The sequence below is a fragment of the Chloroflexota bacterium genome (assembly GCA_014360805.1).
Classification (GTDB): domain Bacteria; phylum Chloroflexota; class Anaerolineae; order DTLA01; family DTLA01; genus DTLA01.
The window spans coordinates 1-25061 of the sequence record JACIWU010000025.1 but is presented as its reverse complement, the minus strand read 5'-3'; the positions used below and the strand labels follow the sequence as shown (position 1 = coordinate 25061).

Sequence of the window (25061 nt, the reverse complement as noted above, 5' to 3'; positions counted from 1 at the left end):
GGCGCCAGGCCCGGCCCGCAACGCCGCCCTACAAGTCGGCCAGCGTGCCGTCCACTTCCGAGTCGGGCACGTCAAAGACGGTGTTGTGGGGCGGAAGCGGCTCTTCCAGCATGTACTCCGGCAGGCGGTCGTCCGCCGACGTGAACCCCGCCCGACGGTTGAATTCCAGTTCCAGTTTCAGCACCGTGCGGTTCATGCGCTCCAGGTCTTGCACCGTCCAGCCCCACCCGAATCGGCCGTTGATGAGATCCACCATCAGTTGCGGGTCGGCGAAGACGGGCGGTCGCGCGAACAGGCACAGGCCGGTGTAGTCCAGCATCGCCGCGCCCAACTGCAACTTGCGCGACTCCGCCCGCTGGCCCTCAACCCCGAGCGGGTTCACCGTGGCCCGCGAGCCGAAGGCATTGCCCGCCGTGTGGTCCGCGCCCATAGGCGACGTGGCATAGGTTACACCGTTGCCCTTGAGCGCGCGCGGGTCGTAGGCTGGCATGGCTTGCCCCTTCACCGCGGGGATGCGCTTGACCCCCAGGACGCGCCCCGTAACAACCGCGCCCTGCCCGATCATCTTGCCGACAACGCTGCCCTTGGCCACCTCCTGTAACAGCGCCACGAAACTATCCTTGTCGCCAAAGCGCGCCAGCCCGGCCTCGGCGGCAACGCCCAGCGCGGCGCCTGTCTCTATCGTGTCCAGCCCCAGGTCGTTGCAAATATAGTTGAGTTCCGCCACCTCGTCCAGCGTGCCCAGGCCCAGGTTGGAGCCGAGCAGCCCGATGGTCTCGTACTGCAGCGTTGCGACGATGGGCTTGCCACCCTCGTCCACGAACACGTTGCAACAGGCGATCACGCAGCCGGGCATGCAGCGCGTGCCCACCTGCCCGCCTCGGGCCAGCGTAACCTCGCGCAGGTGCTCGCCGCGCAGGTTCTCGGCCTCCTCAAACCGCCCCTGGCGGAAGTTCCGGGTCGGAAACGCCCCCATCTCGTTGACCGCGCCCACGATGGACGCCGTTCCATACAGGTGCGACGACCCCTTGTGGCCGGTCTTGGGGCTATTCCACAACTCCTGCCCGAAGCGACGGGCCGCCGTGCGGAACAGTTCCGGATTGGCCAAGGCTGCGGGGCCTGCGTTCCCTGCGTCCAGCACCAAGGCTTTCAGGCCCTTGCTGCCCATCAGCGCGCCCAGGCCCCCGCGAGCCGCTTGGCGACTGACCTGGTCGCCCTCGCCGGTGCACGCGATGCTGGCCGCGGCCAGTTGGCTCTCGCCGGCGGGGCCAATGCTCACGATGGTGCAGTTCGCGCCCCAGCGCTCGCGCGCGGCCGTCGTGGTGGCATACGTGCCGAGGCCCCGCCACTCGTCGGCAGGGAGCAATTCCACCTTGTCGGGCGAGACGTACAACTGGTACAGTCGGCCATCCGAAGGCTGGCCCTCCATGACGATGGCCTTGATGCCCAGCCGCCCCAGCACAATCCCGGCCGTTCCGCCCGCGTTGGCCTCCTTGACCCCTCCCGTCAGCGGGCTTTTGCCTCCCACCGACAGTCGCCCAGCGCTAGACAGGCTCGTGCCGCCCAGAAGCCCCGGCGCGAAGATCAGTTTGTTGTGCGGCCCCAGCGGTTCGCAAAGCGGCGGCACTTCCTCCACGAGGATTTTCGCAATGAGGCCGCGCCCGCCAAACTGCTCGTAGGATTCGGGAACGGGTTCCCACTTCGTCGTCAGATTGGTCATGTCCACCCGCAGGATTCTCACGTGCGTCCTCCTTATGTCAACATAGTCGCCTGTTGTGCGATCAGTACGCTGCCAACAAAAACGGCGTGATGGCCAGAGCCACCAGCATGGACAGCGAGATGGCGCCCGCCGCAAAATCCGTGTCCAGCCCCTCCATAGACGCGTACACCAACACCACGATGCCGATGGGCATCGCCGCGCCCATGGCTACGGCGGCCCGTTCCAGCCCCTGCAGCCCGAAGGCCGCCACCAGCGCCTGCCCCGCCAGCCAGCCTCCCGCGATGCGCAGCGCCACCGCGACGAGCATGGGCCTCCACCTGGAAAACCGCAGTTCAATGAACGCCCCCAGCGTGAGCATGGCGAGAGGCCCGTTCGCCTTGGACACCGGCTCCAGAATCTGCACCAGCCACGCCGGCAGCGACAGCCCCGCCAGGTTCACCGTGATGCCCAGGATGTTCGCCCAGAACGTGGGCAGCGCAAGCACGCGCTTGAGCGCGGCCTGCCACGCCGACGACGCATGGGTCCCGTGCCGCGTCGCCGTGTAATAGGCGTAACTGTTGCCCACCAGCGAATTGCCCAGGTCAAAGGCGGCCAGCCGACTGATTCCCTCCGTCCCGTAGAACGTCAGGAAGAACGGCACCAGGAAGAAGCCGATATTGCTCACCATGGTGCTGATGACAAGCACGCCGGCCACCGGCTTCTCCAGGCGCATCGCCCTGGCCGCAAGGCGGGCCAGCGTCTGCAAGACCAGCGGAATGGCCGCGCCGCAGAAACTCAAAACGAGAATGCTGCCGGCGGCCAACTCGGCCCGCGCCAACGACAGGAACAGCAGCGACGGCAGCGTGGCGTTGATAATGACGCGGGCCATCGTGTGCCCGTCGTCGGGACGCAGGATGCGGGCCTGCCGAAACAGGAAGCCCGCGACCATCCACGTCAATATGGGCAGTGACTGACTCAGAACGGCAGCCATCAGCCTCCGATCTGCACCGGCAGGCCCGTCTCTCCCGATTTCATGATCGCCAACACCACCTCAAGCGTGCGGCGCGCGTCTCGCCCGGTTGTCCGGGGTTCTTCCTCCCGTCGCGCCACCCGGCAGAAGTGGCGTATCTCCTCCCGCAGCGGGTGCACCGGCGTAACGCCCAAACGGTCCACCTGCAAAGGCCACTGCCAGCCCGCCTTTTCGGCGTCCGGATACCACACGTGGCGCATCTGCGGCAGGGTCAGCGAGCCTTTGGTGCCGAAGAAGTAGTAGCAATCTTCCGGCGAATAGAAGAAGTAGGGATTCTCCCACGGCGAGGTGGTGGACTCATAGGCCCAGATGGAAGGCACACAATCCGAAGTCGTGATTGTGGCCACCACATCGCCCTGCAGCCGCAGGGAGATGGCGATGGTGTCCTCCACCTCAAACCCGCGCGTCCGGTTGGACGTTTCGGCGAAGACGCGGGTTACCTCGCGCCCGCAAATGTAGCGAATATCATCCACGTCGTGGATGGTATTGATGAGCAGCGGGCCTCCGCCGGTAGCCTTCCGCGTCCGCCAAGTCGCCTGGTAGTACTCCTTGGGCTTCAAGATCGTCCACAGCACGGCGATAGCCGTCAAATCGCCCAGCGCGCCGCCCTGCACCATCTCCCGCGCCCGCGCCACGAACGCCGAGAACCGCCGGTGATGCCCGATGAGCAGCGGCGTGCCGCTCTGATCGGCGGCGGCGATGATGCGGTCGGCCGCCTCTAGCGTGGGCGCGATGGGCTTCTCCAGTAGCACCGGGATGCCGCGCTGCAGGCACTCCACGGCGACCGGCTCGTGCTGGTCGTTGGACACCACCGCCACGACGCCATCCAGCCGCTCCTTGTCCAGCATCTGGCGGAAGTCCTGGTAGAAGCGCGCGCCGACATCCTCGGCCACCTGGCCCCGCTCGGGGATCAAGTCCGACGCCGCCACAAGTTCCGCTTCGGGCAGAGTCGCCGCAATCTGCAAGTGGTTGACGCCAAACCCCAGCCCGATAATGGCGATGCGAGTCCTCTCAGCCATGCGCCCTCCTTGGCCCGGCCTAGATCTTCACCATGACTTTGCCGCCCTCGCGATTCGCAAGGCTGCGAACGGCCTCGGCGGCCTGTTCCAGGGGATAGCGCGCCGTGATCATCGGCGTCATATCCAGGCGGCCGCTGGCCATCAGTTTGATGATGTTGCCGAACGTGCCCCATCCGGTATGGCCCAGGCTGCCGAAGGACTGGCTGCCGGTATCCTGATACACCGTGATGCTGGTGGGCACGGCTCCGGCGCGGCGGCCTAGGTGCACCACCTTCGCGCCCACCGCCAGCGACTGCTCAATCTCGGGCAGGGTGGCTTTGGGAACGCCGGCGGCTTCCACCTGCACGTCTGCGCCCTCGCCGTGGGTCAGTTCCAGCACAACCTCATGGGGGCTGGAGCCTTGCTCGGCCAGCGCCTGGGGATTGTACACATAGTCGGCGCCGAACCGCTGCGCCAATTGGCGCCGCGACTCCGTTACCTCAAACACGATGATCTTGGAGGCGCCCGCCAGCCTGGACAGCGCGATGCTGGTCAGACCGATGGGGCCAGCGCCGTACACCACGACAACCGCGCCTGGCAGGAACCCGCCCGCCCGCGTGAACAAGCCATTGTAGGAGATGCCGGTGGGTTCTACCAGCGCGCCGGCTTCGCATGCCTTATCCTTGTCGCCGTACACCGCCAGCAGACTGTTGATGCTCCACACATACTTGTCGCGCATGGCCACGTACTCGGCGAAGGCGCCGTTGGTAACGAAGCCAAAACGCCCCATGTTGCGACAGTGATTGTACAGCCCGCGGCGGCACGAGGAGCACTTGCCGCACCAGTGCAACTGCTCTCCGGTAACCAGGTCGCCAACTTTGAAATCCGTTACCTTCTCGCCCACGCCGACCACCTCGCCGGCGAACTCGTGCCCGATGACCACCGGCAGCCTCGTCCAACTGGGGTAGATGAGGTAGCCGTCCTCGTCGGTCTCGTATAGGTGCAAATCGGACCCGCAGACGCCGCAGGCGCGAACCCGGATGAGCACGTCTTCGGGACCGACCTCTGGCTCTGGGATGTCCTTGACCTCCAGAGTCGTGTAGCGCCACACGTTGCTCCCCTTGCGGGCGATACGGGTCCGCCGCTCCGTCTCGGTTACCGGGTAGTCAGGACGCGGGGCAAACTGCCCGTCCAACACCAACGCTCGCATGGCATTCTCCTTGTCGTCTGTCGTGCGAATGAGAGCAAATCGGGGGTTGCGCGGCGACGCGGGCAGGTCTGCGATGCGACGTCGGCGCGAGTGCGTTGGTATCTGCGACGCGGCTGCGATGCGGCTTCCACGGCGCGTCGTCGCGCAACCCTGCAGCCCTGGCGATGATGGGCGACGGAGAAGGGCTGCTCCCGCGGCGGATCCGGTGCGATGAGAACGTCAGCGCCGCGGCTCGTAAGCGATTTTGGGCCTCATCATGGCGGGTAGGCGATGGTGTAAAGGTGCTTGCCGCCGCGGAAAGGCCCCTTCAGGACCGCCTCAATCTCCTCTGGCGTGCGCATGGACATCTTGTCGGCGGGCGGCAACTGGCCGGCCGGGAACCGCGTCAGGATGTCGTTGATGAGGCGCACCATGTAGTCAAACAGCGCGTTGAGCCCGGCCTCGGCCTTGGACGGGTCGGCCAGCGACGGCTTGCCCACCACGCCTTCCGGCGTCATGATGACCTCTATCCCGCCGAACCCGATCTGCTCGTGCCCCTTGATGGGCGCGTGGTACACCTCGCCGCCTTTGTCCACGTGTCCGGGCGGCATGAAACCCTTGTGCTCGGTGTCCACCGCCTTCTCCAACTTCACCATTTCGGGGAACAGGGCCATGGAGTACGAGCATTCGGCTTCATCGGCGTGGCGGAATGGCGTGTCAAACGGCCCCCCGTGCTCCTTGTCCTTCAGGTAATCGTGAATCACCGTGGGCCAGTGCAGCGAGATCAACAGGCACGGCACCTGGTACTTCTTGGCGAACTGGTGCAGCGCCAGCGGGATGACCTCTTCCTGCCCGTGGCCGTTGAGGAGAATCTGCTTGCGGAAGCCGGTGTTCCAGAACCCGGCGATGATGGCCCGCAGGTAGGCGATGAAGGTATCCTCGGGCACTACCACCGTCCCCGGCATCCCCAGATGATTGAAGGGGTGCGAACCGTACCAGACCGGCTCGGCCACGGTGCAGCCGGTGGCCTCGGCCACCACCTCGGCCATGCGCGCGGCCAGGAACGTGTCCTCGCCGAAGGGCTGGGCATCGCCATGCTGCTCGGTGCTGCCCACGGGGATGATGATGATGTCGTTGGTCTTCAGGCGCTCCTCAACTTCCGCCTTGGTCATCGTCTGGTAATAGATGCCATGGGGTTTATCCATGTGGCCGCCACTCGGCGGCAGTTTCCATTTCGGCATGAATGCCTCCTTTGCGCTCGCGCGGGTGCCGACGCTGCGGCCCCGACGGGGAAGCCCGCCAGGCCGCAGCGCCAGGCGCTATTCGGAACTATACAACCGGAATCCGCAGGTCTTCGGCGTTGCGCTCGGTTTGCTTCAGGTGCGGATAGTACCTGCCAAGCATCTCCACCACGATGGCGGCCTGCTCGGCCATGCGCTTGCCCTCGGCCGCGGAGGTCATCTCGCCGTGCCCGCCAACCACGGAGTTGCCCGTCTTCAGGTGCACGGGAGCCGCAATGCGGGCGATTTCGGGCGCTTCGTACACGCGGATGAAGCCACCGGATCCGGGCGGGTTATCGGTGTGAACGTCAATGGGAACCTTCACCGCGGCGCGCAGGGCGGCGATCATGGGCAGTTGCAGGTCGCGCACGGGGTTGATGCTATCGGCGCCCAGGCTCTCCAGCAGTTTGAACGAGGCTGGGTTGCAGTGGCCCAGGTGCGCCGAGGTCTTGAAAATGATCTCCTTGGGCAGTTCGCCCTCCTTGCGCATCTCGTTGACCACCCACAGCATACCCTCGTCGTAGATGAGGAAACCGCGAACGCCCAGTTCAATGCCACGCTTGATGTCCTCAATACCGCGCAGCAGTTGCTCCATGCCGCGCAGGCGGTAACTGATGCGCACGCCCTGCGGCGAGAGCACCGTCGCGCCGGTGTCATAGGTCGCGCGCGGGCCGGTGGACATGAGCAGTTCCGCCCCGTAATCGTGGCACAGTTTCACGTACTCCTTGATTTCCTGCGCCGTGTGGCGGAACATGCCGTAGGTCTCGGTTACGCGGTTGATGGTGATGCCCATCTTGTCGGCCGTCTCCAGCAGGGCCGCAACCGCCGCCGAGGAGTTCACCGTCGGCACCTCAATGCGGAACGCGGCGCCGTCGGGGAATCGCGCGTCCGACGTGGGCAGATCCCACAGGTCGCCTTCTGGCAGGCCAATCTTCTTCATGAACTTCCGACTTGCTTCAAACATTTCGTTCCTCCTAAAGAATAATCCGAGTTTGGGTTACTTGCAGTGCTGCGGGAGCGGTGGCGAATAGACCCACACCAGTTTCAGCGGCTCGTCGCCGATGTTCTCCAGCCGATGCTTCTTGCCGATGGGCGAATAGATGGCAGTCTCGGACCCCACTTCCCACTCGCCCTCGCCCTCAATCACCAGTTTGGCGCGCCCGCTGATGATGAACATCACCTCTTCCGAGTCCTCGTGCACATGATCGGGGATCATGCTGCCGACCTCGGTAACGTTCAGCCCCATGGAAACGGCCTTGGTGCCTACGGACTTAGGGCTGAGGAGCAACTTAGATACGCGGGGAGGCGTCCGATATTCCCCCTCCACTTCGGCGGCTACAACGAAAGGACCTTTGTTCATGATTCACATCCTCCTGAAGTTATGTAAAATCCTGCGGCGCATGGGCAGTGTCCTACATCACTCACAGTGCAACGGCCCCTACGTCGCGCGCGATCGCCTCGGCCGTCGCCTTCACCGAAGGCGCGATCTCCTTTATCCGCTCCGGCGTCAGGCGAAAAGCCGGGCCGGCGACCGCCACCGCGGCGATGGGGTACCCTCGCATGTCCAACACCGGCGCAGCCACCGCGTTGATGCCCGCCTCGTGTTCCTGGAACGAGACCGCAAACCCCTGCTGGCGTGCGGTTTCCAGGTCTTTGAGCAAAGCCTCGCGAGTCGCCAACGTGCTCTCGGTGTAGCGGGTCAACTCGGCGGGGAGCAGCCTCTCCAACTCGTGAGGGGGAACAAAAGCCAGAAGCGCCTTCCCCGAAGCGGTAGAGTGCGCGGGAAGCCGCTGCCCGGGCCTGGCCGCCAGTTTGACCCGATGCGGGCTCTCTATCACCTCCAGGTAAACCACGCTGTTCCCATCCAGAACCGACAGGTCAACCGTCTCCTGGCACTCCTCCAAGAGGCGGTACAGATGAGGTCGGGCGCGCTGCTGGAGGTCGTTGTGCTCCAGGACGAGGAAGGCCAGTTCCAGAAGCCGCGTGCCCAATCGGTAGCGGCCGGTTTCGGGGTCGCGCTGGACGAAGCGTCTGGCTTCCAGCGTGCCGAGAAGCCGATGCATGGTGCTCTTGTGGATGCCCAGCCTCTCCGAAATGTCGGTCAGCGAAAGTTCCGGCTCGCTGTGGCTGAAGCACAGGAGCACATCCAGCGCCTTGGCGACTGTCCGCGTCTTCTCTTGTGCGGGTTCGTGTTTCTCTCGCATCGGCTTCCCCAGTCGCTCCCCGCATCGGGAGCGATGAGTTTCAATATTCAAAACTCGGTTTCATTTTCTATTATACGCACCTCCCCCGGCCTTGTCAAATTCCCGTATGGCGGATTCCGACACGGTCGCCTAACCCGCGCCCAAATCGCCGCGGCGCCGATGGCCAGCCGCCGGAAAATGCGCGGGCCCCGGCGGCATCACCGCCAGGGCCCGGCTCCCACAACCCGCAGCATCTCCCTTCACGGAGGACCGACCGACGCACCCCCCGCCTCAACGGGCACCGCGACCGGATGCAGGGGTGGCAGTCCATCCAGCACCCGCAGCACTTCTCGCGCCAGTTCTACCCCGATTCTCCCCTTCGCCTCCACGGTTGAGCCGCCGATGTGCGGCGTCAGGATCACGCGCGGATCCTGCAGCAGGCGCGCGTTCGTCGGCGGCTCCCGCTGGAAAACGTCCAGCGCCGCGCCCGCCACCCTCCCCTCGGCCAGCGCATCGGCCAGCGCGTCCTCGTCCACAATGCCCCCACGCGCGCAGTTAATGATGCGACACCCCGCCTTGACCAGGGAGAACTCGCGCCTGCCCAGCAGCCCGCGTGTGGAGGGAGTCGCCGGCGCGTGGATGGAGACGAAGTCCGACACGGCCAGCAGGGAATCCAGCGCCAGCAAAGGCACACCCATCTCCGCCGCCCGTTCTGGTGCGACCAGAGGATCCGTGGCGACGACCGTCATGCCGAACGCCATCGCGCGCCGCGCCACTTCCGTGCCGATCCGCCCCAACCCGACGATGCCCAACGTCTTGCCGTACAATTCTATGCCCTCAAACTCGTGCCGTTCCCAGCGGCCTGCACGGACGCTGGCATCCGCGCGGGGAATCTGTCGCGCCAGGGCCAACATCAGCCCCAGCGTGTGCTCGGCGACCGCGATGGCATTCCCACCCGGCACGCACACAACCGCTATGCCACGCCGCTGGGCCTCGGCCACGTCAATGTTGTCCACGCCGGTGCCCGCGCGGGCCACCAGCCGCAACCGCCGCGCATGGCTCAGGACCTCACGGCTGACGCGCGTCTGGCTCCGCACGATCAGGGCGTCGTAGGCCCCGATGATCTCGCACAAGCGGGCAGGTGGCCCAGGGTCGCACTGGTCCACGTGATGACACGCGCGCAACAGGCTCACCGCTTCAGGCGCGATGGCATCCGTAATCAGGATTCGCATCTCATGCCCTCCTCACGTCCGCGACCGCCGCCGCCAGCGCTTCCAGCGCCTCGCGGATGTCGGCTTCATGCACCCAGCCCATGTGAGCCAGGCGGATCGTCCGGTTTTTCACGTGCCCCGGAGCCAGCACCACCCCGTAGCGCTCCTCCAACACGCGCAGGAGCGCCTCGCCGGGGACATCTTCCGGGACCCAGGCCGCCGTTACCGTCGGCGACGCGCTCTCCTCGCGCGCCACGGGCCGGAACCCAAGTTGAGCCAGCCCGCGCCGCGTCATCTTCGCCAGTCGCCGATGCCGCGCGAAGGCGGCTTCCAGCCCCTCGGCCATGAGCGCCTTCAAGCCCGCGCGCAGGCCCTGCATCGCGCTCACGGCCGGGGTGAAGGGCGTTTCGCCTCGCTCGGCCCATCGCCGCGCCTCTCGCAAATCCCAGTAGGCGCGCGGCATCCGCGCCTGCTCCATGGCGCGCCACGCCCGCGGCCCCACCGCCAGCAACGCCAGCCCCGGCGGAGCCATGAGCGCCTTCTGCGACGCCGTGATCACCACATCGCAGCCCCACTCGTCGGCCTGCATGGGCATCGCGCCCACCGAACTCACGCCGTCCACCAGAATCAAGATGTCGGGAGACACCTGCCGCGCCGCAGCCGCAATCGCCTCCACGTCGCTCGCCACGCCGGTGGACGTTTCGTTGTGGGTCAGGAGGAGCGCTTTGGCCCCGCGCGTGGCGGCGAGCGCGGCCGCGACCTCCCGTGCGTCAGCCGGCCGCCCCATTGGGAATTCCACCATCGTAACCCGTGCGCCGAAAGTGCGGGCGATGCCGGCAAACCGCTCTCCGAAGACCCCTACGCTCACGGCCAGCACCTCGTCTCCGGGGGAAAGCACGTTGACGATGGCCGCCTCAAGCCCGCCGGTCCCCGACGCCGTGAGCGCCAGCACATCGCTGCCAGTCCCGAAAACCTCGCGCAGCGGCGGCTGAATCTCGGCCATCAGGCGATGGAACTCGCCGCCTCGGTGGCTGATCATCGGCTCCGCCAGCGCCTCATACACCTCCGGCGGCAGGGGTGTGGGGCCGGGTACACGCAGGTTCACAGCACACATCACGGCTCTCCGGGCACTTGGGGGAGCGAGCGGAGCGCTTCCCCCACCTTCTCGGCGGGGTACTCGTAGTCCTGGAGCCGCCCGGCCATGTACTCGTCATAGGCGGCCAGGTCAAAGTGGCCGTGCCCGCTCAGGTTGAACAGGATGGCGCGGCTCACGCCTTCCTCACGACACCGAATCGCCTCGTCCATCGCTGCGCGGATGGCGTGGGCCGACTCGGGCGCGGGCACGATCCCCTCCGTTCGTGCAAACTGAACCGCAGCCTCAAACACGGCCGTCTGACGATAGGCCACCGGCTGAACCACGCCGGCCTTCACCAAAACGGACAGGGCTGGCGCAACGCCGTGATACCGCAGCCCTCCCGCGTGGATTCCGGCCGGCACGAAGGTGTGCCCCAGCGTGAACATCTTGAGCAACGGCGTGAGGCCAACGCTGTCGCCGAAGTCATAGGCGCACGCCCCCTTGGTCATGGAAGGGCACGCGGTCGGCTCCACGGCCACAAAGCGAGTCCCCAAGCCCCTTGCCAGGCTCTCGCGAATGAAGGGGAACGCAAGCCCGGCGAAGTTGGAGCCTCCGCCCACGCACCCGATGACGACATCGGGGTAGTCATCGGCGAGCGCCAGTTGCTTGATCGCCTCCTCGCCGATGACCGTCTGATGGAGCAGGACGTGGTTGAGCACGCTGCCCAGAGAGTACTTGGTGTCCGCGTTCTGCGCCGCCACTTCCACCGCCTCGCTGATGGCGATGCCCAGGCTGCCGGGCGACTCGCGGTCCTGGGCCAGCACCTGACGGCCGGCCTCGGTCTCCTCGCTGGGGCTGGGCGTAACCGTCGCACCCCAGGCCTGCATCAGCGAGCGCCGGTACGGCTTCTGCTGATAACTGACCTTCACCATGTACACCTTGCACTCCAGGCCGAACAGCCGGCACGCCAGGGCCAGCGCGCTCCCCCATTGCCCTGCGCCTGTCTCGGTGGTGAGGCGTCGGACGCCTTCGGCCTTGTTGTAGTAGGCCTGGGCCACCGCCGTATTCGGCTTATGGCTGCCCGCGGGACTTACCGACTCGTTCTTGAAGTAGATTCGGGCCGGCGTCTGGAGCGCGCGTTCCAGGTTCCGCGCCCGCACCAGGGGCGTGGGCCGCCACAGCCGATACACCCGCTGCACCTCCGCGGGTATCTCAATGAACCGCTCCGCGCTCACCTCCTGCGCAATCAGCGCCATCGGGAACAGCGGGGCCAGGTCATCGGGGCCGATGGGCCGGCCCGTCGCGGGATGCAGCACCGGCGGCAGCGGCGCTGGCAGGTCGGGCACGATGTTGTACCACGCGGTCGGCATCTCGCACTCCTGCAGTAGAAACTTGACTTCGTCCATCGCTGCACCTCCTCACATGTGAATTCTCTGGGTTCACGGGCGAACCCAGGCATGCCCCCGCGAAAACAAAAAGGCCCTCGCCGAGGGGCGAGAGCCTTTTTCACCCGTGGTGCCACCCTCGTTAGGCTGGTGTAACAAAAAATCCGCCGTGATGGCGGATTCCACAAATAGCCAGCCTCACTCCTTCGCGGGTACGGGAGACAACCCCTGTCTCCGATACCCTCCGCTCAGATAACGGTAGCGGTTTCCGTCCGCGTCTACTGGCCAGCCGCTGTGGCCGGCGTTCGGGCGGCGACTCCCAGGTCCATTCAGTATCCGCGCAGACGTCGGACTCTCACCGTGCGCCGACTCTCTGTGTCCCGCTGTGATACCTACTCGTCCTGTTCACAGTCTTTGTTGGACGTTTTCGGTTTGTAAGTTCAGCCCAAGTATATCCAGCCGATGAGACCGTGTCAAATCGCAAGTTCCAACACACCTGACCTCGTGTTCTCCGCCATCGCCGGCGGAGCAACCCCGCGCCTACCCTTGCGCGTCAGCCGAGGTAGTCCCGCAACTTGCGCGTGCGCGTGGGGTGGCGGAGTTTGCGCAGCGCCTTGGACTCAATCTGGCGGATGCGCTCGCGGGTTACGCCCAGCCGCTGCCCCACCTCCTCCAGCGTGTGGCCCTGGCCGTCCTCCAGCCCGAACCGCATCGCCAGCACCTCGCGCTCGCGCTCGTTCAGCCCCTCCAGAATCTCCTGCATCTGCTCGCGCAGGAGTTGCAGCGAGGCCGCATCGGCCGGACCCGGCAGCGAGTCGTCTTCTATGAAGTCCCCCAGGTAACTGTTGTCCTCGGAGCCGACGGGCGCTTCCAGCGACATAGGCTCTTGGGCGATGCGCTGGATGCGGCGAACCCGGAAGGCGGCGCGGCGCAGGCGGCGCTCCAGGGCCTTGTCCATCTCGCCGCCGTTGGCCAGTGCCTCTTCTATCCGCACCCGGTCCTCCGGCTCCACAAACCCCATCTCCAGCGCCAGTTCCTCGGGCGTCGGCTCGCGGCCCAGTTCCTGCTGCAACGCCTGCGAGGCCCGAAACAGGCGGTTGATGGTCTCAATCATGTGCACCGGAATGCGGATGGTGCGCGACTGGTCGGCAATGGAGCGGCTGATGGCCTGGCGAATCCACCAGGTGGCGTAGGTGCTGAACTTGTAGCCCATGCCCGGGTCAAACTTCTCCACAGCACGGAGAAGGCCCATATTGCCTTCCTGGATCAGGTCCAGCAGCGACAGCCCCCTGCCCAGGTAGCGTTTCGCCACGCTCACCACAAGGCGCAGGTTGGCCTCAATCAGTTTGCGGCGGGCGACAGCGCCTTCGCGGATGGCTCGCCGGAGTTTGCGACGTTCGTTCGGCGTCAGTTGATCCTTCTCCGCCTCCAACTTGCGCCGGGCCTCCTCGCCCTTCTGGAGTTTCCGGGCCAGCCGCGCCTCCTGCGCCGTAGACAGGAGAGGAACCTGCCCGATCTCGCTCAAGTACATCCGAACGGGGTCGCCGCCCAGGTCGGGGGCAGACACTTCTACCAGCGCCCGCAGAGGCAAACGCCCTTCCTCGGCCCCCACGGCCTCTATTTCCTCCCAGGCGTCGGCGGCCTCGGTCAGGTCCAACTCCTCATCGGCCTCCAGTTCCAAATCCTCCAGTTCCTCTTCGTCCAGGGGAACTTCCACGGCTTCCAGGAGGTCCGAGAGTTCGTCGTCGGCCAAATCCACGTCATCATCCGGAGCCAGCCCCCCCGACATTCTGCCCGGAGTTGCCTTCTTCGGAGCGGAGTCGGCGCGGCCCGCGCGGGCGGGCGAGGAAGATGCCGCACGCCGGGATTTGCGCTTGGATGCACCAGACAGTTCGGTCGTGTCCATGATGTGGCCGTCTCCTGTCTCTATCGTGGTTAGGGTGTATTTTCCACCGAAACGCGCGCCTTGTCAACTGCCGCGAACGGGCATCAACCGCGAAGAAAGAGTGGGACGCGCTGGTCGCCTTTGGGGCCGAGGGCCTTCTGGACGACCGCCAGTTCCTGGGTGTGCTGGCCAATGGCAAGGGTGTACTGGGCAAGGGCTTCTTCGTCGTGCTGCTCTTCGGCATCCTGGCACAGGAAGCGCAGGTCGGCAAGCACGGTCTTGAGATACTGCTGGCGCAGGCGCAAGATAGTCTGGAGCACTTCAGCGCGCACCTGCTCGTCGGGCAGCGGCGGTAACGACGCCATCTGCTGGGCCAGTTCGGTCAGGTAGTCCTGCATGATCTGCGGAAGGCCGGCCCGAATCTCCGGCCAGGGCGTGCTCTGGGCGGCCAGCGGTTCCCAGATGTGCTCCAGAATGGCGCGGCTGCGCGGGTCGCGGAACTCGTCGGGTCGCGGCGGCTGCAATCCGGCCTCGGCCAGGGCCTGGCTCACCCAGGGCACCGCATCCGGTGAGCGCGAGATGAGGTAGAGCACGTAGTCCTCATACGTGGCGCGCTCGGTGCGGCCTGGCACCGGCACCTCGCCCTCGGGCTGCGGGCGGGCCTTGACCGCGCGCGCCGGCCGGCCTAGCACCTCGGCCAGGGTGCGCTCGTCCACATGCACCAGGCGCGCCAGCCGCTGAATGTAATGCTGGCGCTGGATGGGATCGCCCACATCCTGAAGGACGGGCTTCAGGCGCTGGACCGCTTCGCTCTTGCCCTTGGCCGTCGTAAGGTCCAGTTCGGCGGTTACAATCTGGAAGTAGTAATCTACAAGAGGCGTGGCTTGGGCCAAAAGCGTCGCCCAGGCATCGATGCTCTCGCGGATGATCTCGTCGGGATCCTTGCCCGGCGGCAGCGTAACGATGCGCAAATCCACGTTGAGGGTGGACTCAAAGCGGATGAGACCCGGGCCCACGGGCACAGGCTTCACGTCGCGGTCCAGCGTGGCGCGGGCGGTGTCCAGCCCCCGCAGCGTGGCCGCGCTCCCCGCCGCGTCCGAGTCCAGCGCCAGCGCGAACCGCTTGGTCAGCCGCGACAGCGTGCGCAGTTGCGTCTCGGTCAGCGCCGTGCCCATGGACGCCACCACGTTGGCGATGCCGTACTGGTGCGCCATGATGACATCCATGTACCCTTCCACGATGATGGCCTGATTCTGCTGGCGGATCGGCCCTCGGGCCAGGTCTATCCCGTACAGGACGCTGCCCTTGTCAAAGATGGGCGACTGCGGTGAGTTCATGTACTTGGGTTCGGAGCCGTCCAGCGAGCGCCCGCCAAAGCCGATGACGCGCCCGCGCATGTCGCGGATGGGGAACATCAGGCGGCCCCGGAAGCGGTCGTAGAACCCCTCCCCGCCCTCGCGCTGGATGATGAGGCCCACGGCCGCGATGTCTTCGTGGCGGAAGCCCCTGCCGCGCAGGTGATTTTGGAGCGCGTGCCAGTCGTTGAGGCTGTAGCCCAGTTGGAACGCCCGCCACGAGTCCGGCGTTACGCCGCGCTTTTCCAGGTAGGCGCGGGCGTGTTCGGCCTGCGCCGACGACACCAGAAGATCGTGGAAGTACTCGGCTGCGGCGGCGTTCACGGCAAAGAGACGCTCCTCTTGCTCCTGCTCGGCGGCCTTCGCGGGCGTTACCGGCTCCAGTTGGACGCCGGCCCGCGCCGCCAGGATTCGGAGCGCCTCGCCGAAGTCCAGGTTCTCGCGCTTCATGAGGAAAGTGAAGATATCGCCGCCGGTGCCGCACGCCCCAAAACAGTGCCACGACTGCGAGTCGGGGAACACGATGAACGAGGGCGTCTTCTCGGAGTGAAACGGGCACAGGCCCTTGTAGGTTCGCCCCGCCTTCTTGAGCGGCACGTAGCCCGAAATGAAATCCACGATGTCTATGCGGTTCTTGATCTCGTCCACCACGCCCATGGCCAGACCCGTCCCTTCCCTTGGGACTGAATGATACCTTGAGGCAGGGCGGCTGTCAAACGGCGCGGCGCGCTACCTCGCCTCGCAGGATGGGCGCTCGCGGCAGAGCGGCAGAGAGCGCCGCCCTATTCGCGCGCGGGGGCTTCCAGGCCCAGGCGGGCGCTCACCACCGCCAGGCCCACGTAAATCCAGAAAAACGACACCGAATGCGGAAAGTCCAGGTTGAAGAAGTAGTGGTCAAACAGGCCACCGACCATGATGCCTACAAGCGCCGCCACGAACCCCAGCAACGCCGCCTCGTGCGTGCGGCTCATCCGAGCCCGCCACCCGCGCCACACGTAGGCGAATGCCGTGGCCATCACCGCCAGGAACAGCGCCAGCCCGATAAGCCCCGTCTGCTCTGCGATCATCAGGTACACATTGGACACGCCAATGTAGAGGTCAATGTCGGGCGTGCCCGCGAACCCCACCCCCAGCCACGGGTAGCGTGAGATCAGGATGAGCGCGTCCTTGTACTCCCCAAACCGCATCTGGGTCGCCAGATCTTCGCCGCGCACGCCCTCTATCAAGTGCGCGATGTACGCCTGGGTGCTGGGCAGGAGCAGCAGCAAAAGCCCCGCCACCGCCATCAGCACCAGCAACTTGCGATACCGCACGGCGCCGATGACCCCAAGCCCCACGGCCAGTCCCGCCAGCGACCCCCGCGAGTACGTGAGGTACAGGCACAGCCCCATGAACGGAACCATCCCCCACAGCGTCCAGCGAGGCAAAACCGGCCGTTCGGCGAACAACTGCGCCACCGTAACCGACGTGATGAGGATCATCAGGCTGCCCAGCAGGTTCGGGTTCACCGACGTGGATATCGCACGCATGGGCTTGCTCGGGTCATCCTCCACATACTGAATGATGTCGGCGCCGGTGGGATAGTTGAAACGGCCCAGCGCCGACAGAATCCGAATCGTCGTCCCCTCGGGCAGGTAGTAAAGCACCACGCCCAGGAAAGCCGCCGCGAACCCCGCCAGGATGATGGCCCGCAGAATCCAGTCCAGGTGACCCTTTGTCCGCACGATGTTGACCACCACGTAGAACAGCCCTAGCGCCATGATGACCTCGGCGAAGCGGCGCAGGATGCTGGCGGTGGGCCGTGCGTGGGCCAGCCCCGCGATGAAGGCTACGATGGCCAGGATGATGAACAGGAGCAGTGGGAAAGCCACCGGCGTTGCGATAAAGTCGCGCTGCTTGCGCCTGGCCAGCCGAAGGAGCCACACGACGTACACGGCGATCAGCGCCACGTCCAGGAATGTGGGCGAGAAGCCGATGGGGAGCGGGATGGCGGCGAAGGGCAGCAGGCAGATAATCCCGATGGCGGCGATTAGCCCGACGTACACGCTGCGCAGCATGATGAGGCCCACCGCAGCCGCCGCCACAGCCGCGACGCCGTACAGCGGCCCCAGCAACCCGATGAGCGCGCCCACGACGCCGCCGACCGCCACGCACAACAACAGCACAGCCACGACGCCCGCCCGCGTGTCGGCCGCGAACCACTCCTGATACCACTTGGCTTGCAGAAAATGGCGATCCATGTCCTTCACCCGTCAGAAGCGGAGCCTCCGCATAAGCCGGCGTCGGCGTCCTAGCGCACGGTGAGCGTGCCCAGCACCGCATACCCGGTGGGCGCAGCGGCCCCGTCCTGCGCCACCGGCAGCGCCTCGTGCGTATCCGTGCGGTACATCCCGACCCTTATCATATACGCGCCAGGCGGAATTGGCGAATCCGCGCCCAGCACGTGCGTATCCTCCACGACCTGACCGGCCAGCCACCAGCGCGTGGGGTAATCCCCATCCACAGGGATGCCGTCGTGCTGGGCGATGATCTTCCCCTCCGCATCCACCAGATGGACGAAGGCCGTGTAGCCCGCCGCAGGCGCGGTGCGCGCGTGCCAGTACAGGCGCACCACAACGCGGCCGGGCGCGTCAGGCAGGGCCTCGGCGCTCCAACGGGCCAGTTCAATCTCGTCGCCCAGGCGGGCCACCGCCGGGCCGGGGCCAGCATCGGGCGCGGAACCAATCAGGCGGGCCACTTCCTCCATGATGACCGTCGGGCGATCCAGGCTGTCGTACACCGGAAGGCGCTCGCCCGTTCGCAGGTCATACAGCCCACCCGTCAACCGCAGCACCGTCGGCCCCTCGGCGTCAAAGGCGACCGGAATCGGCAAATCATCGCAGAAGACCCCCGTCGTATCCCAGTCCGACGTGGCGAGCCGCCCGCCGGCGGGGTAGGTGTCGCGCTGGCCCACAATCTTCTGTCCGCGCCCCAGAAGGTGCACGTACACGCTGTAGTTCACCGCCGTGCGGCGGAGTGGCTTCCAACACAACGTTGCGGTAACCCACTCGCCCGGGCGCACCGTGTCGGGCCGAACCAGGTAGCCCACCAGCACCGCCGCGTCGCCGATGCGCGCGTCCAGCCGCACAAGCGAGGCGGGCAAGGCGCTTTCCTCCCGCACAGGTGGCGGCGCGTAGGTTGGCCGGATGGTGAAGAACGGCGCGCGGGCCGCCCAGAACAGGAACACGAGCGCAATGGCCGTCATGCCGGCGCCGCGCACCCGCCTCGGCCAAAGCCCCTCCCAGCCGGCGGCCATCAGCAGCGCCAGCGCCGGCAGCGCCGGAAACATCAGCCGCCCCTGCGACGCCAGCGTCTGCGCCGTCCACCGCACCAGGCCGGCGAGGATGATCAGCGCCCACACGAGCAGCCACGACACCCCGGCCCCCGGCCACCGCTCGCGCCCCCGACGGAGCGCGACGCGCAACCCCCAGCCCGCCACCGCCGCCAACGCCAGCAAGTTGAACATCCGGTACATGGCGTCGGGCGCGGGAACGTTGAACCAGCCGAATAGCCCCCAGAACGACCCGGCCAGCCCCCGCAGTTCGCCCCACACCGCGGTGAAGGAGGCCGGATTCGTGCGGCGGCCCATCATCTCCACCATGCGCCCCGTGGCCGTGGGGTCGCCGTACAGGGTCGCGTTTCGCACGAACCACCAGCCCGTCATCGCCGCCCACACGGCGAGGATGATTCCCACATCGCGGAGCCAGGCGGCATCGCGGCGGCGCCACGCCTGCCACACGCCCGCCGCAACGAACAGCCCCAGCAGCCCCGCGCCCGACAGTTTGGCCATCGTCGCCAGGCCCGCCAGCGCGCCCAGCGCCCCAGCGCGGCGCGGCGAAGCCCCTAGTCGGAGATGCCGCACCGTTGCCCATAGCCCCACCGCCGCAAGCGCCGTTACCAGATTGTCGTTGTTGACCGCGCCGCTGATGAAGCCAAACTGCGGCAGGAACGCCACGACTGCCGCGCCCGCCAGCGACACCACCTCGCCGAAGCCGACTTCCAGCCCAAGCCGATACGTCATCCAGACGGTAACGCCGCCCAGCAGCACCGACACCAGCCGCGCCAAATGCACCGCCAGCACCGTCCCGCGCCACGGGAACCGCTCGGCCGACGTGTGCACGTAGGCGTTCTTGTTGTCGGGGTACAAGGGCACGCCGATAGCGGCGTGAGGATTGCGCTGGGCCACCGCCTCGGCGTCCGACGTGTCCACTGCGGCGATAACGGCGGCGGTCAGGGCATAGTACAGCGGCGGCTGCGTGGCCTCCTGCGCCCACAGCGTGCCCTCCTCGGCCACGGGCAGGCGGCCCGTCTGGGCCAGGTGGCGGGCGTAGAAGAAATGCTGCGGCTCGTCGGGCGCCTCAAAGATAGGCGTCGCGACGCTGAACGCGCCGGCCACCGCGAAGTAAAGCACGAGAATCGCCGCCAGCATCCACCGCCGCGCCTTCATCGCACAATCCTCACCTTCGCCAGAAGCGCGCGGTTATCCCGCACATGTCCGTCGGCGTCCACCACGTTCAGACGGACGCCTGTCGCCGCGTCGTACAGCCCCACCTCCAGCGTGCACACCAGCGCGGGGGCCTCGTCCTTCACCGGCACGTCGTACTCGTCGCGGATGATTTGTCCCACCTGCCAGGTCGAAGTCGGCGCAAGCCCGCCTTGCGGCGCGCTATCCTGCTGTCCCCAGATGTCGGCCCCCTCGCCCAGCAGGTGCACGAACACCGTGTAGTCCTTGTCCACCGGCGCGAGCGCCTTCCAGTACAGCGTGATGTGGAGCGTTTCGCCGGGTGCCGCCGCCCGCCGGTCTATGTCGTAGCCCACCAGCGCGATTCGGCCCTCAAAGCGGATGTCCTGCGGGTTCGGCACGTCCCCCGCATTGGGGCGCACCTCCACCGCGCCAAAGCGGATCGCGTCCCCCAGGGCCTGGCCGCTCTCGGCGTAGGCCGGAAGCCGCCGCCCATCGGACGGCGCGAACAGGCCCACCTCCCACACGGCGCGGTCGGGCGCGTAGGCCGTCTGCGGCAAGGCCAGGAGCACGCGGTCGGCGTAGATGGCCCCCGGCTCCCAACTGCGTGCCGGGCAACCGCCCATGCACGGCACGCCATCGCGCTGGGCGATGACGATCTCGTGCTCACCCAGCAGGTGCACGAAAACGTACAGGTCTTCGCCCACGGGCGCGGCCGCCTGCCAGTACAGGGTGATCGCCAAGGGTTCGCCGGGGCGCACAGCCTCGCCTTCCCATTCGTAACCCAACAGTTGAATGGACGGGCCGAACCGCACATGGAGCGGCGTGGCCGAAGCGGGCAGCGCCTCCACCGTCTGCGCGGCGCTGCGCGGGATCACCCGCCGATAGACCGTAACCGGCCCGCCCCAGAATCGCGCGTCCTGAAACTGCTGCACAGGGGCGTAGGCAGCGCGGAACCACTCGTCGCGCCGAATGTCGTAGGAGTACAGCGGGTTCACCTCGGTCAGAGCCAGGTAATCGGGCTGGTAGTGGAACAGCGCCCAGGCCACATCGCCGCGGGCCAGCGCCTGAGCCACATCCGGCCGCAGAAGCCCCAGGAAGTCCACCATGCGGCGCTTGGCATAGTAGCCCATGACGCCCACCTCGGTTACGCCCACGTCGGCATCGGCAGGGGTATGAGCGGCCAGCCACTCGCCCACCTGCCGATAGACCAGCGTCTTGGCCTCGGGCAGCGCCTTGTAGTCGGGCCGGTCGGGCGAGATGAGCGCATCGGTCCGCAGCGCCTGCGCGATGCGAATGTCGGAAACCCCCAGCGCCAGCAGGATCGCCGCCGCAAGGGCTGCTGCCACGATGCGCCCCGCCTTCGCCCATCGCCCGCGAACCTGAGCCGCCCAGGCAACGCCCATCCCCACCAGCATGACCCCCGCCGGCACAAACGGCGCATAGTACCAATGATACGGCGCGACGCGCAGCGCGTGGTACGCAAGCCCGTACAGCCCTGCCCACAGCACCAGCCCCAGCGCCCATCGCTCGCGCCACGCCGCCACCACAAGCCCGCCGACCGCCGCCAACGCCAGGAGCGCGTACAGCGGAGTTTGCGCCAGCCACGCCTTCGCCAGAATCAGCGCGCCCTGGATGAACGTGGTGTGGGCGTAGAACCCCGTAACGCCCAGCACCGTCTGCGCGCCCTTGGCCGCCAGGGTTACCGGCACGGGCGAGCCGAAGTACCACGTGAGCCAGCCCAGCATCGGCGCCATCACGGCCAGGTACACCAGCGCGGGCCGCACCGCGCCTGCCCACACCCGCCGCGCCATACCGCTCCGCTCCCCGCGTAGCGCCTGCGTGCCCGCCAGGAGAAACACGACGCCAGCGGCGATTGCGCCGTCAAACCGCGTGAGCGTGGCAAGCCCCAGCGGAATCGCCGCCCACGTCGTGCGCCCTGCGAAGTGCAGATAGAACCCCAGGAGCGCCAGCAGCAGGTACAGCGGGACCTCAAACCCCAAACTAAGCCACAGGAGCGGGAACGCGGCGTACAGCGCACCCGCCACCAGCCCCGCCGCAGGCCGCCCAAAGCGCCGCGCCATTCGGTGCAGGAGCCACGCCCCCGCCCAGATGGACAGAATGCCGATGCCATTGCTCAGCGCAGGCAAATCCGACGTTACCAGGCGCCCCGCAGCCAGCAGGAGCGCGTACAGCGGCGTGGTTGTGCTCAGCACGCGCTCGCCTTCGTTGTACACGAATCCGCGCCCTGTCGCCAGGTTCTCGGCGTAGCGGTAGGTGATGAACGGATCATCCAGGGCCATGCCGCGCAAGGCCCAGCCGATGCCCAGCGCGAGGGCCGCAAACAGGAGCAGAGCCGCCACATCGCCCGCATTCCGTTGGGAGACCGGCGCGCTGCTCACGTCCGCTCTCCCCCGAGCAGCGACTCGTACAGGGCCAGCGACTCGCGAGCGATCCGCTCCCAGGCGAACAGCCGCGACAGCCGCCGCGCCCCTTCGCCCAGGCGCGTGCGCAACCCCGCGTGGTCGGCCAGGCGCGCCACCGCCTCGGCCAAATCGGCGGGCTGGTCGGGTGGCACGAGGATGACGTTCTCCTCGGGCACCAGTTCGGGCAGGTGCACCCGCGGCACGGTGCTGATGATGGGCATGCCGTGGGCCAGCGCCGCCATCAGGCTCCCGCGGCGGAACGAAATGCCGTCGGAATAGGGAAGCACGGCCATGTCGGCCACGGCGAAGGCAGCCGAGACCTCCTCCGGCGGCAAGAATCCCGTCCAGATCACGCGGTCGGCTACCCCCTCGCGGGTGATGACGTTCTCCACGTGCCGCGCAAACTCCCGATTGGTGGGATCGCTGGCGCCCACCTTGCCGCCGATCATCAGCAGGCGCACAGGCCGCCCCTGCTTCGCCAGGTGGCCGACGGCGGCAATCAGCGTGTCGCCGCCCTTGGTGGCGTTCAGGAATCCGAAGTAGGCCAGCACCAGGTCGTCGGGCGCGATGCCCCACTTGGCGCGCCACGCCCCGCGCTCAAACCCCTGCGGCAGGTGCGGCGCGATGTTGCTCCCGATGGGAATCAGGCGCGGCGCGCGGGAAACCCCCAGGTCGCCAAAGGCCAGTTCGTCCTCGCGGTTGGTAACGATGGCCGCGTCGCAATCGCGCGCCAATCGCGCCACCGCCCAACGGCGCGCGGGGCCAGCCTTCGGGAACAGATACGGCAGTTTCAGGTCGTGGAACGTAACCGCGCGACGGACGCCCCGATTGCCCATCCGCAAGTATGCGGGCAGCAGGTGAATCGGCAGGCGCATCCCGTAGGCCGCTGCCTGATACTGGATATGGACGACATCCGCCCGCCACGAGGCCGCCGCCCCCGCCACAGCCCCCAGGCTCGCCCACCCCCAGCGGCGCACCACGGGGTACACCGCCACGCGGGCGTCGTCCAGCAGGGCGGCCTTCGCCGACGTGATGACCGCGACGGACGCGCCCAGGTCGGCCAGCGTGCGGGCCAGGGTCGCCGTGTAGTCGCCCACGCCGCCCTGCATCGGGGGGAACTCGCCCGTAACGAACAGCACCCTCATCGCAGCCCCGACCTCACCACCTGCCAATATGCGGCGACGCGCTCGGCCCTCAGCGGTCGCCGATGGCCCACCAGCCACTTGCCCCCCTCCTCGGCCAGCATCCAGACATACGTGCCGAGAAGGAAGAGTCGTAGAATCTCGCCCCGCGCCGCGCCGAAATGCTTGGCGAAGTAGGCCACCTTGCTCCGTTGAAAGTGGATGTGCTTGGCGGCCACCACCTGCTCGCTGCTCTTGCCGCCGTAGTGGACGATGGCAGCCTGGGGCAGGTACACCACGCGCCAGCCCGCCCGCTTGGCCCGCAGGCACCAGTCCATCTCCTCGGAGTACATGAAGAACCGCTCGTCCAGCCCGCCCACCTGCCGCGCGACCTCGGCGCGGGCCATCAGGCACGCCCCCTCCAGCCAGTCCACGTCTTGCTCGCGGTCGTCGGGCGCATCCCACATGTAGTAGCGCGCCAGCAGGCGGTGGCGCGGGAACCACCGCTGCAAGCACGTGCTCTCCACGAACGCCGTGCCGTAGGTGGGAAAGCGGCGTCGCGAGGGCTGCACGCCGCCGTCGGGCGTGAGGATGCGCGGGCCGACAATTCCCACGTCGGGGTGCGCGTCCAGGTAGTCGGCCATGACGGTCAGGGCGTCGCCCAGAACCTCGGTGTCGGGGTTTAGCAGCAGGACGGCGCGCCCGCGACAACGGGCCAGCCCCTGATTGTTCCCCCGCGTGAAGCCCACGTTCTCGGTGTTGGCGATGAGGCCCACGGCGGGGAAGACATCGCGCACCATGTCGGCACTGCCGTCGGCGGACGCGCTGTCTACCACCCAAATCTCCATTGTGCGCGCGCCGACGGGTTCATCACTGGGGGCAACCAACGTCCAGCCCGAGGCAGCCAAAAGCGAACGAAGGCACCGCTCCAGCAGCGCCTTCACGTTCCAACTCACGATGACTACGGACAGGTCCACGCTTTCGCTCATAGTAGCCACTAGCGAATAGCCGTCAGCAAACAGCCATCAGCAATCCGCAAACCGTGCTCGGCGCTATCGCACGGCACTCGGCCCTTGGCCAAAGGCTGACGGCTGACCGCTGATCGCTGGCCGCTATCAAATTCGCCGCGCGACGACATAATCCGCCAGTTGGGCGAGGATGTCGCGGGATTGGCAGGCAGGCAGCCCATCCAGCGCCGCGTGGGACTTGCGGGCGTACTCGGCGGCTTCTGCCAGCGCCCCGTCCACAGCCCCCGAGGCGATGATGACGGCCACCGCTTCCCGCACGGCGGCGTCCTCGCCATGGGCGGCCCGCTTCACCAGCGCCTCGGCCTCCGGATGCCGCGCCTGCTCCAGGTACAGGAGCGCGGGCAGCGTAACGATCCCCTGGCGCAAATCGCTGCCCACCGGCTTGCCCAACTCCGACGGGTCACCCACGTAGTCCAGCACGTCGTCCACGATCTGGAACGCCATCCCCAGGTTGTGGCCGTAACTGCGGATGAGCGCCACCTTGTCGGCGGGGGCCGTGCTGAGCACCGCGCCCGCCTCGGCCGAAGCGGCAAACAGCGAGGCCGTCTTGCTGTAGATGCGCTTGTCGTAGGACGCCCGCGTCGGCGGCCACGTGCGGTCGGCCAGCAACTGGCGCAGTTCGCCGTTGCAGATGGTCATCAGCGCCCGCGAGAAAATCTGCACCACGGGCACGCTATCGGTTTCGGCAGCGAGCG

At 67.0% G+C, this 25061-nt stretch carries 19 protein-coding genes; all 19 read right to left on the bottom strand.

The genetic code is table 11. The features are described 5' to 3' along the window. Positions 1–28 precede the first annotated feature (28 nt). Positions 29–1720, bottom strand: a complete 1692-nt coding sequence (locus H5T65_06090) for an aldehyde ferredoxin oxidoreductase (GenBank protein ID MBC7258798.1) — start codon at positions 1718–1720, stop codon at positions 29–31. 61 nt (positions 1721–1781) lie between these two features. Further along, positions 1782–2690, bottom strand: coding sequence for an AEC family transporter (locus H5T65_06085; GenBank protein MBC7258797.1), 909 nt, complete (start codon positions 2688–2690; stop codon positions 1782–1784). Continuing rightward, entirely contained in the window at positions 2690–3748 is a 1059-nt protein-coding gene (locus H5T65_06080) for a Gfo/Idh/MocA family oxidoreductase (GenBank protein ID MBC7258796.1), read from the bottom strand. The genes H5T65_06085 and H5T65_06080 overlap by 1 nt, the downstream gene beginning before the upstream one ends. Positions 3749–3767: 19 nt before the next feature. Continuing rightward, positions 3768–4937: an alcohol dehydrogenase catalytic domain-containing protein gene (locus tag H5T65_06075; protein ID MBC7258795.1), complete on the bottom strand. Its 1170-nt coding sequence runs from the start codon at positions 4935–4937 to the stop codon at positions 3768–3770. Between the two features lie 254 nt (positions 4938–5191). After that, complete coding sequence (locus H5T65_06070) at positions 5192–6157, bottom strand: creatininase family protein (GenBank protein ID MBC7258794.1); 966 nt, start codon at positions 6155–6157, stop codon at positions 5192–5194. Positions 6158–6245: 88 nt separating this feature from the next. Then, the gene (locus H5T65_06065) at positions 6246–7160 is read right to left on the bottom strand and encodes a peptidase (protein MBC7258793.1); all 915 of its coding nucleotides are present in this window, start codon (positions 7158–7160) and stop codon (positions 6246–6248) included. 33 nt (positions 7161–7193) lie between these two features. Further along, positions 7194–7556, bottom strand: a complete 363-nt coding sequence (locus H5T65_06060; GenBank protein ID MBC7258792.1) for a cupin domain-containing protein — start codon at positions 7554–7556, stop codon at positions 7194–7196. A 61-nt stretch (positions 7557–7617) separates the two neighbouring features. After that, the gene (locus H5T65_06055; GenBank protein MBC7258791.1) at positions 7618–8400 is read right to left on the bottom strand and encodes an IclR family transcriptional regulator; all 783 of its coding nucleotides are present in this window, start codon (positions 8398–8400) and stop codon (positions 7618–7620) included. A 239-nt stretch (positions 8401–8639) separates the two neighbouring features. Continuing rightward, entirely contained in the window at positions 8640–9611 is a 972-nt protein-coding gene (locus H5T65_06050) for a hypothetical protein (GenBank protein MBC7258790.1), read from the bottom strand. Position 9612: 1 nt separating this feature from the next. After that, on the bottom strand, positions 9613–10704 hold the full coding sequence (locus H5T65_06045) for an alanine--glyoxylate aminotransferase family protein (GenBank protein ID MBC7258789.1): 1092 nt from the start codon (positions 10702–10704) through the stop codon (positions 9613–9615). Then, positions 10704–12071 (bottom strand): TrpB-like pyridoxal phosphate-dependent enzyme, encoded by a 1368-nt coding sequence (locus tag H5T65_06040; GenBank protein ID MBC7258788.1) that lies wholly within the window; start codon positions 12069–12071, stop codon positions 10704–10706. The genes H5T65_06045 and H5T65_06040 overlap by 1 nt, the downstream gene beginning before the upstream one ends. Before the next feature lie 532 nt (positions 12072–12603). Next, on the bottom strand, positions 12604–13956 hold the full coding sequence (rpoD, locus tag H5T65_06035; GenBank protein MBC7258787.1) for an RNA polymerase sigma factor RpoD: 1353 nt from the start codon (positions 13954–13956) through the stop codon (positions 12604–12606). Positions 13957–14039: 83 nt separating this feature from the next. Beyond that, on the bottom strand, positions 14040–15947 hold the full coding sequence (locus tag H5T65_06030) for a DNA primase (GenBank protein MBC7258786.1): 1908 nt from the start codon (positions 15945–15947) through the stop codon (positions 14040–14042). A 125-nt stretch (positions 15948–16072) separates the two neighbouring features. Then, positions 16073–17530: an O-antigen ligase family protein gene (locus H5T65_06025; protein ID MBC7258785.1), complete on the bottom strand. Its 1458-nt coding sequence runs from the start codon at positions 17528–17530 to the stop codon at positions 16073–16075. A 50-nt stretch (positions 17531–17580) separates the two neighbouring features. Beyond that, entirely contained in the window at positions 17581–19776 is a 2196-nt protein-coding gene (locus H5T65_06020; protein ID MBC7258784.1) for a glycosyltransferase family 39 protein, read from the bottom strand. Further along, complete coding sequence (locus H5T65_06015) at positions 19773–22193, bottom strand: hypothetical protein (GenBank protein ID MBC7258783.1); 2421 nt, start codon at positions 22191–22193, stop codon at positions 19773–19775. The genes H5T65_06020 and H5T65_06015 overlap by 4 nt, the downstream gene beginning before the upstream one ends. Then, a complete protein-coding gene (locus H5T65_06010; GenBank protein MBC7258782.1) occupies positions 22190–23362 on the bottom strand; it encodes a glycosyltransferase family 4 protein in 1173 nt (390 codons plus the stop codon). The genes H5T65_06015 and H5T65_06010 overlap by 4 nt, the downstream gene beginning before the upstream one ends. Then, entirely contained in the window at positions 23359–24327 is a 969-nt protein-coding gene (locus H5T65_06005; protein ID MBC7258781.1) for a glycosyltransferase family 2 protein, read from the bottom strand. The genes H5T65_06010 and H5T65_06005 overlap by 4 nt, the downstream gene beginning before the upstream one ends. 126 nt (positions 24328–24453) lie before the next feature. After that, positions 24454–25061, bottom strand: a 608-nt coding sequence (locus H5T65_06000; protein MBC7258780.1) for a polyprenyl synthetase family protein, incomplete at its 5' end; no start/stop codon positions are given.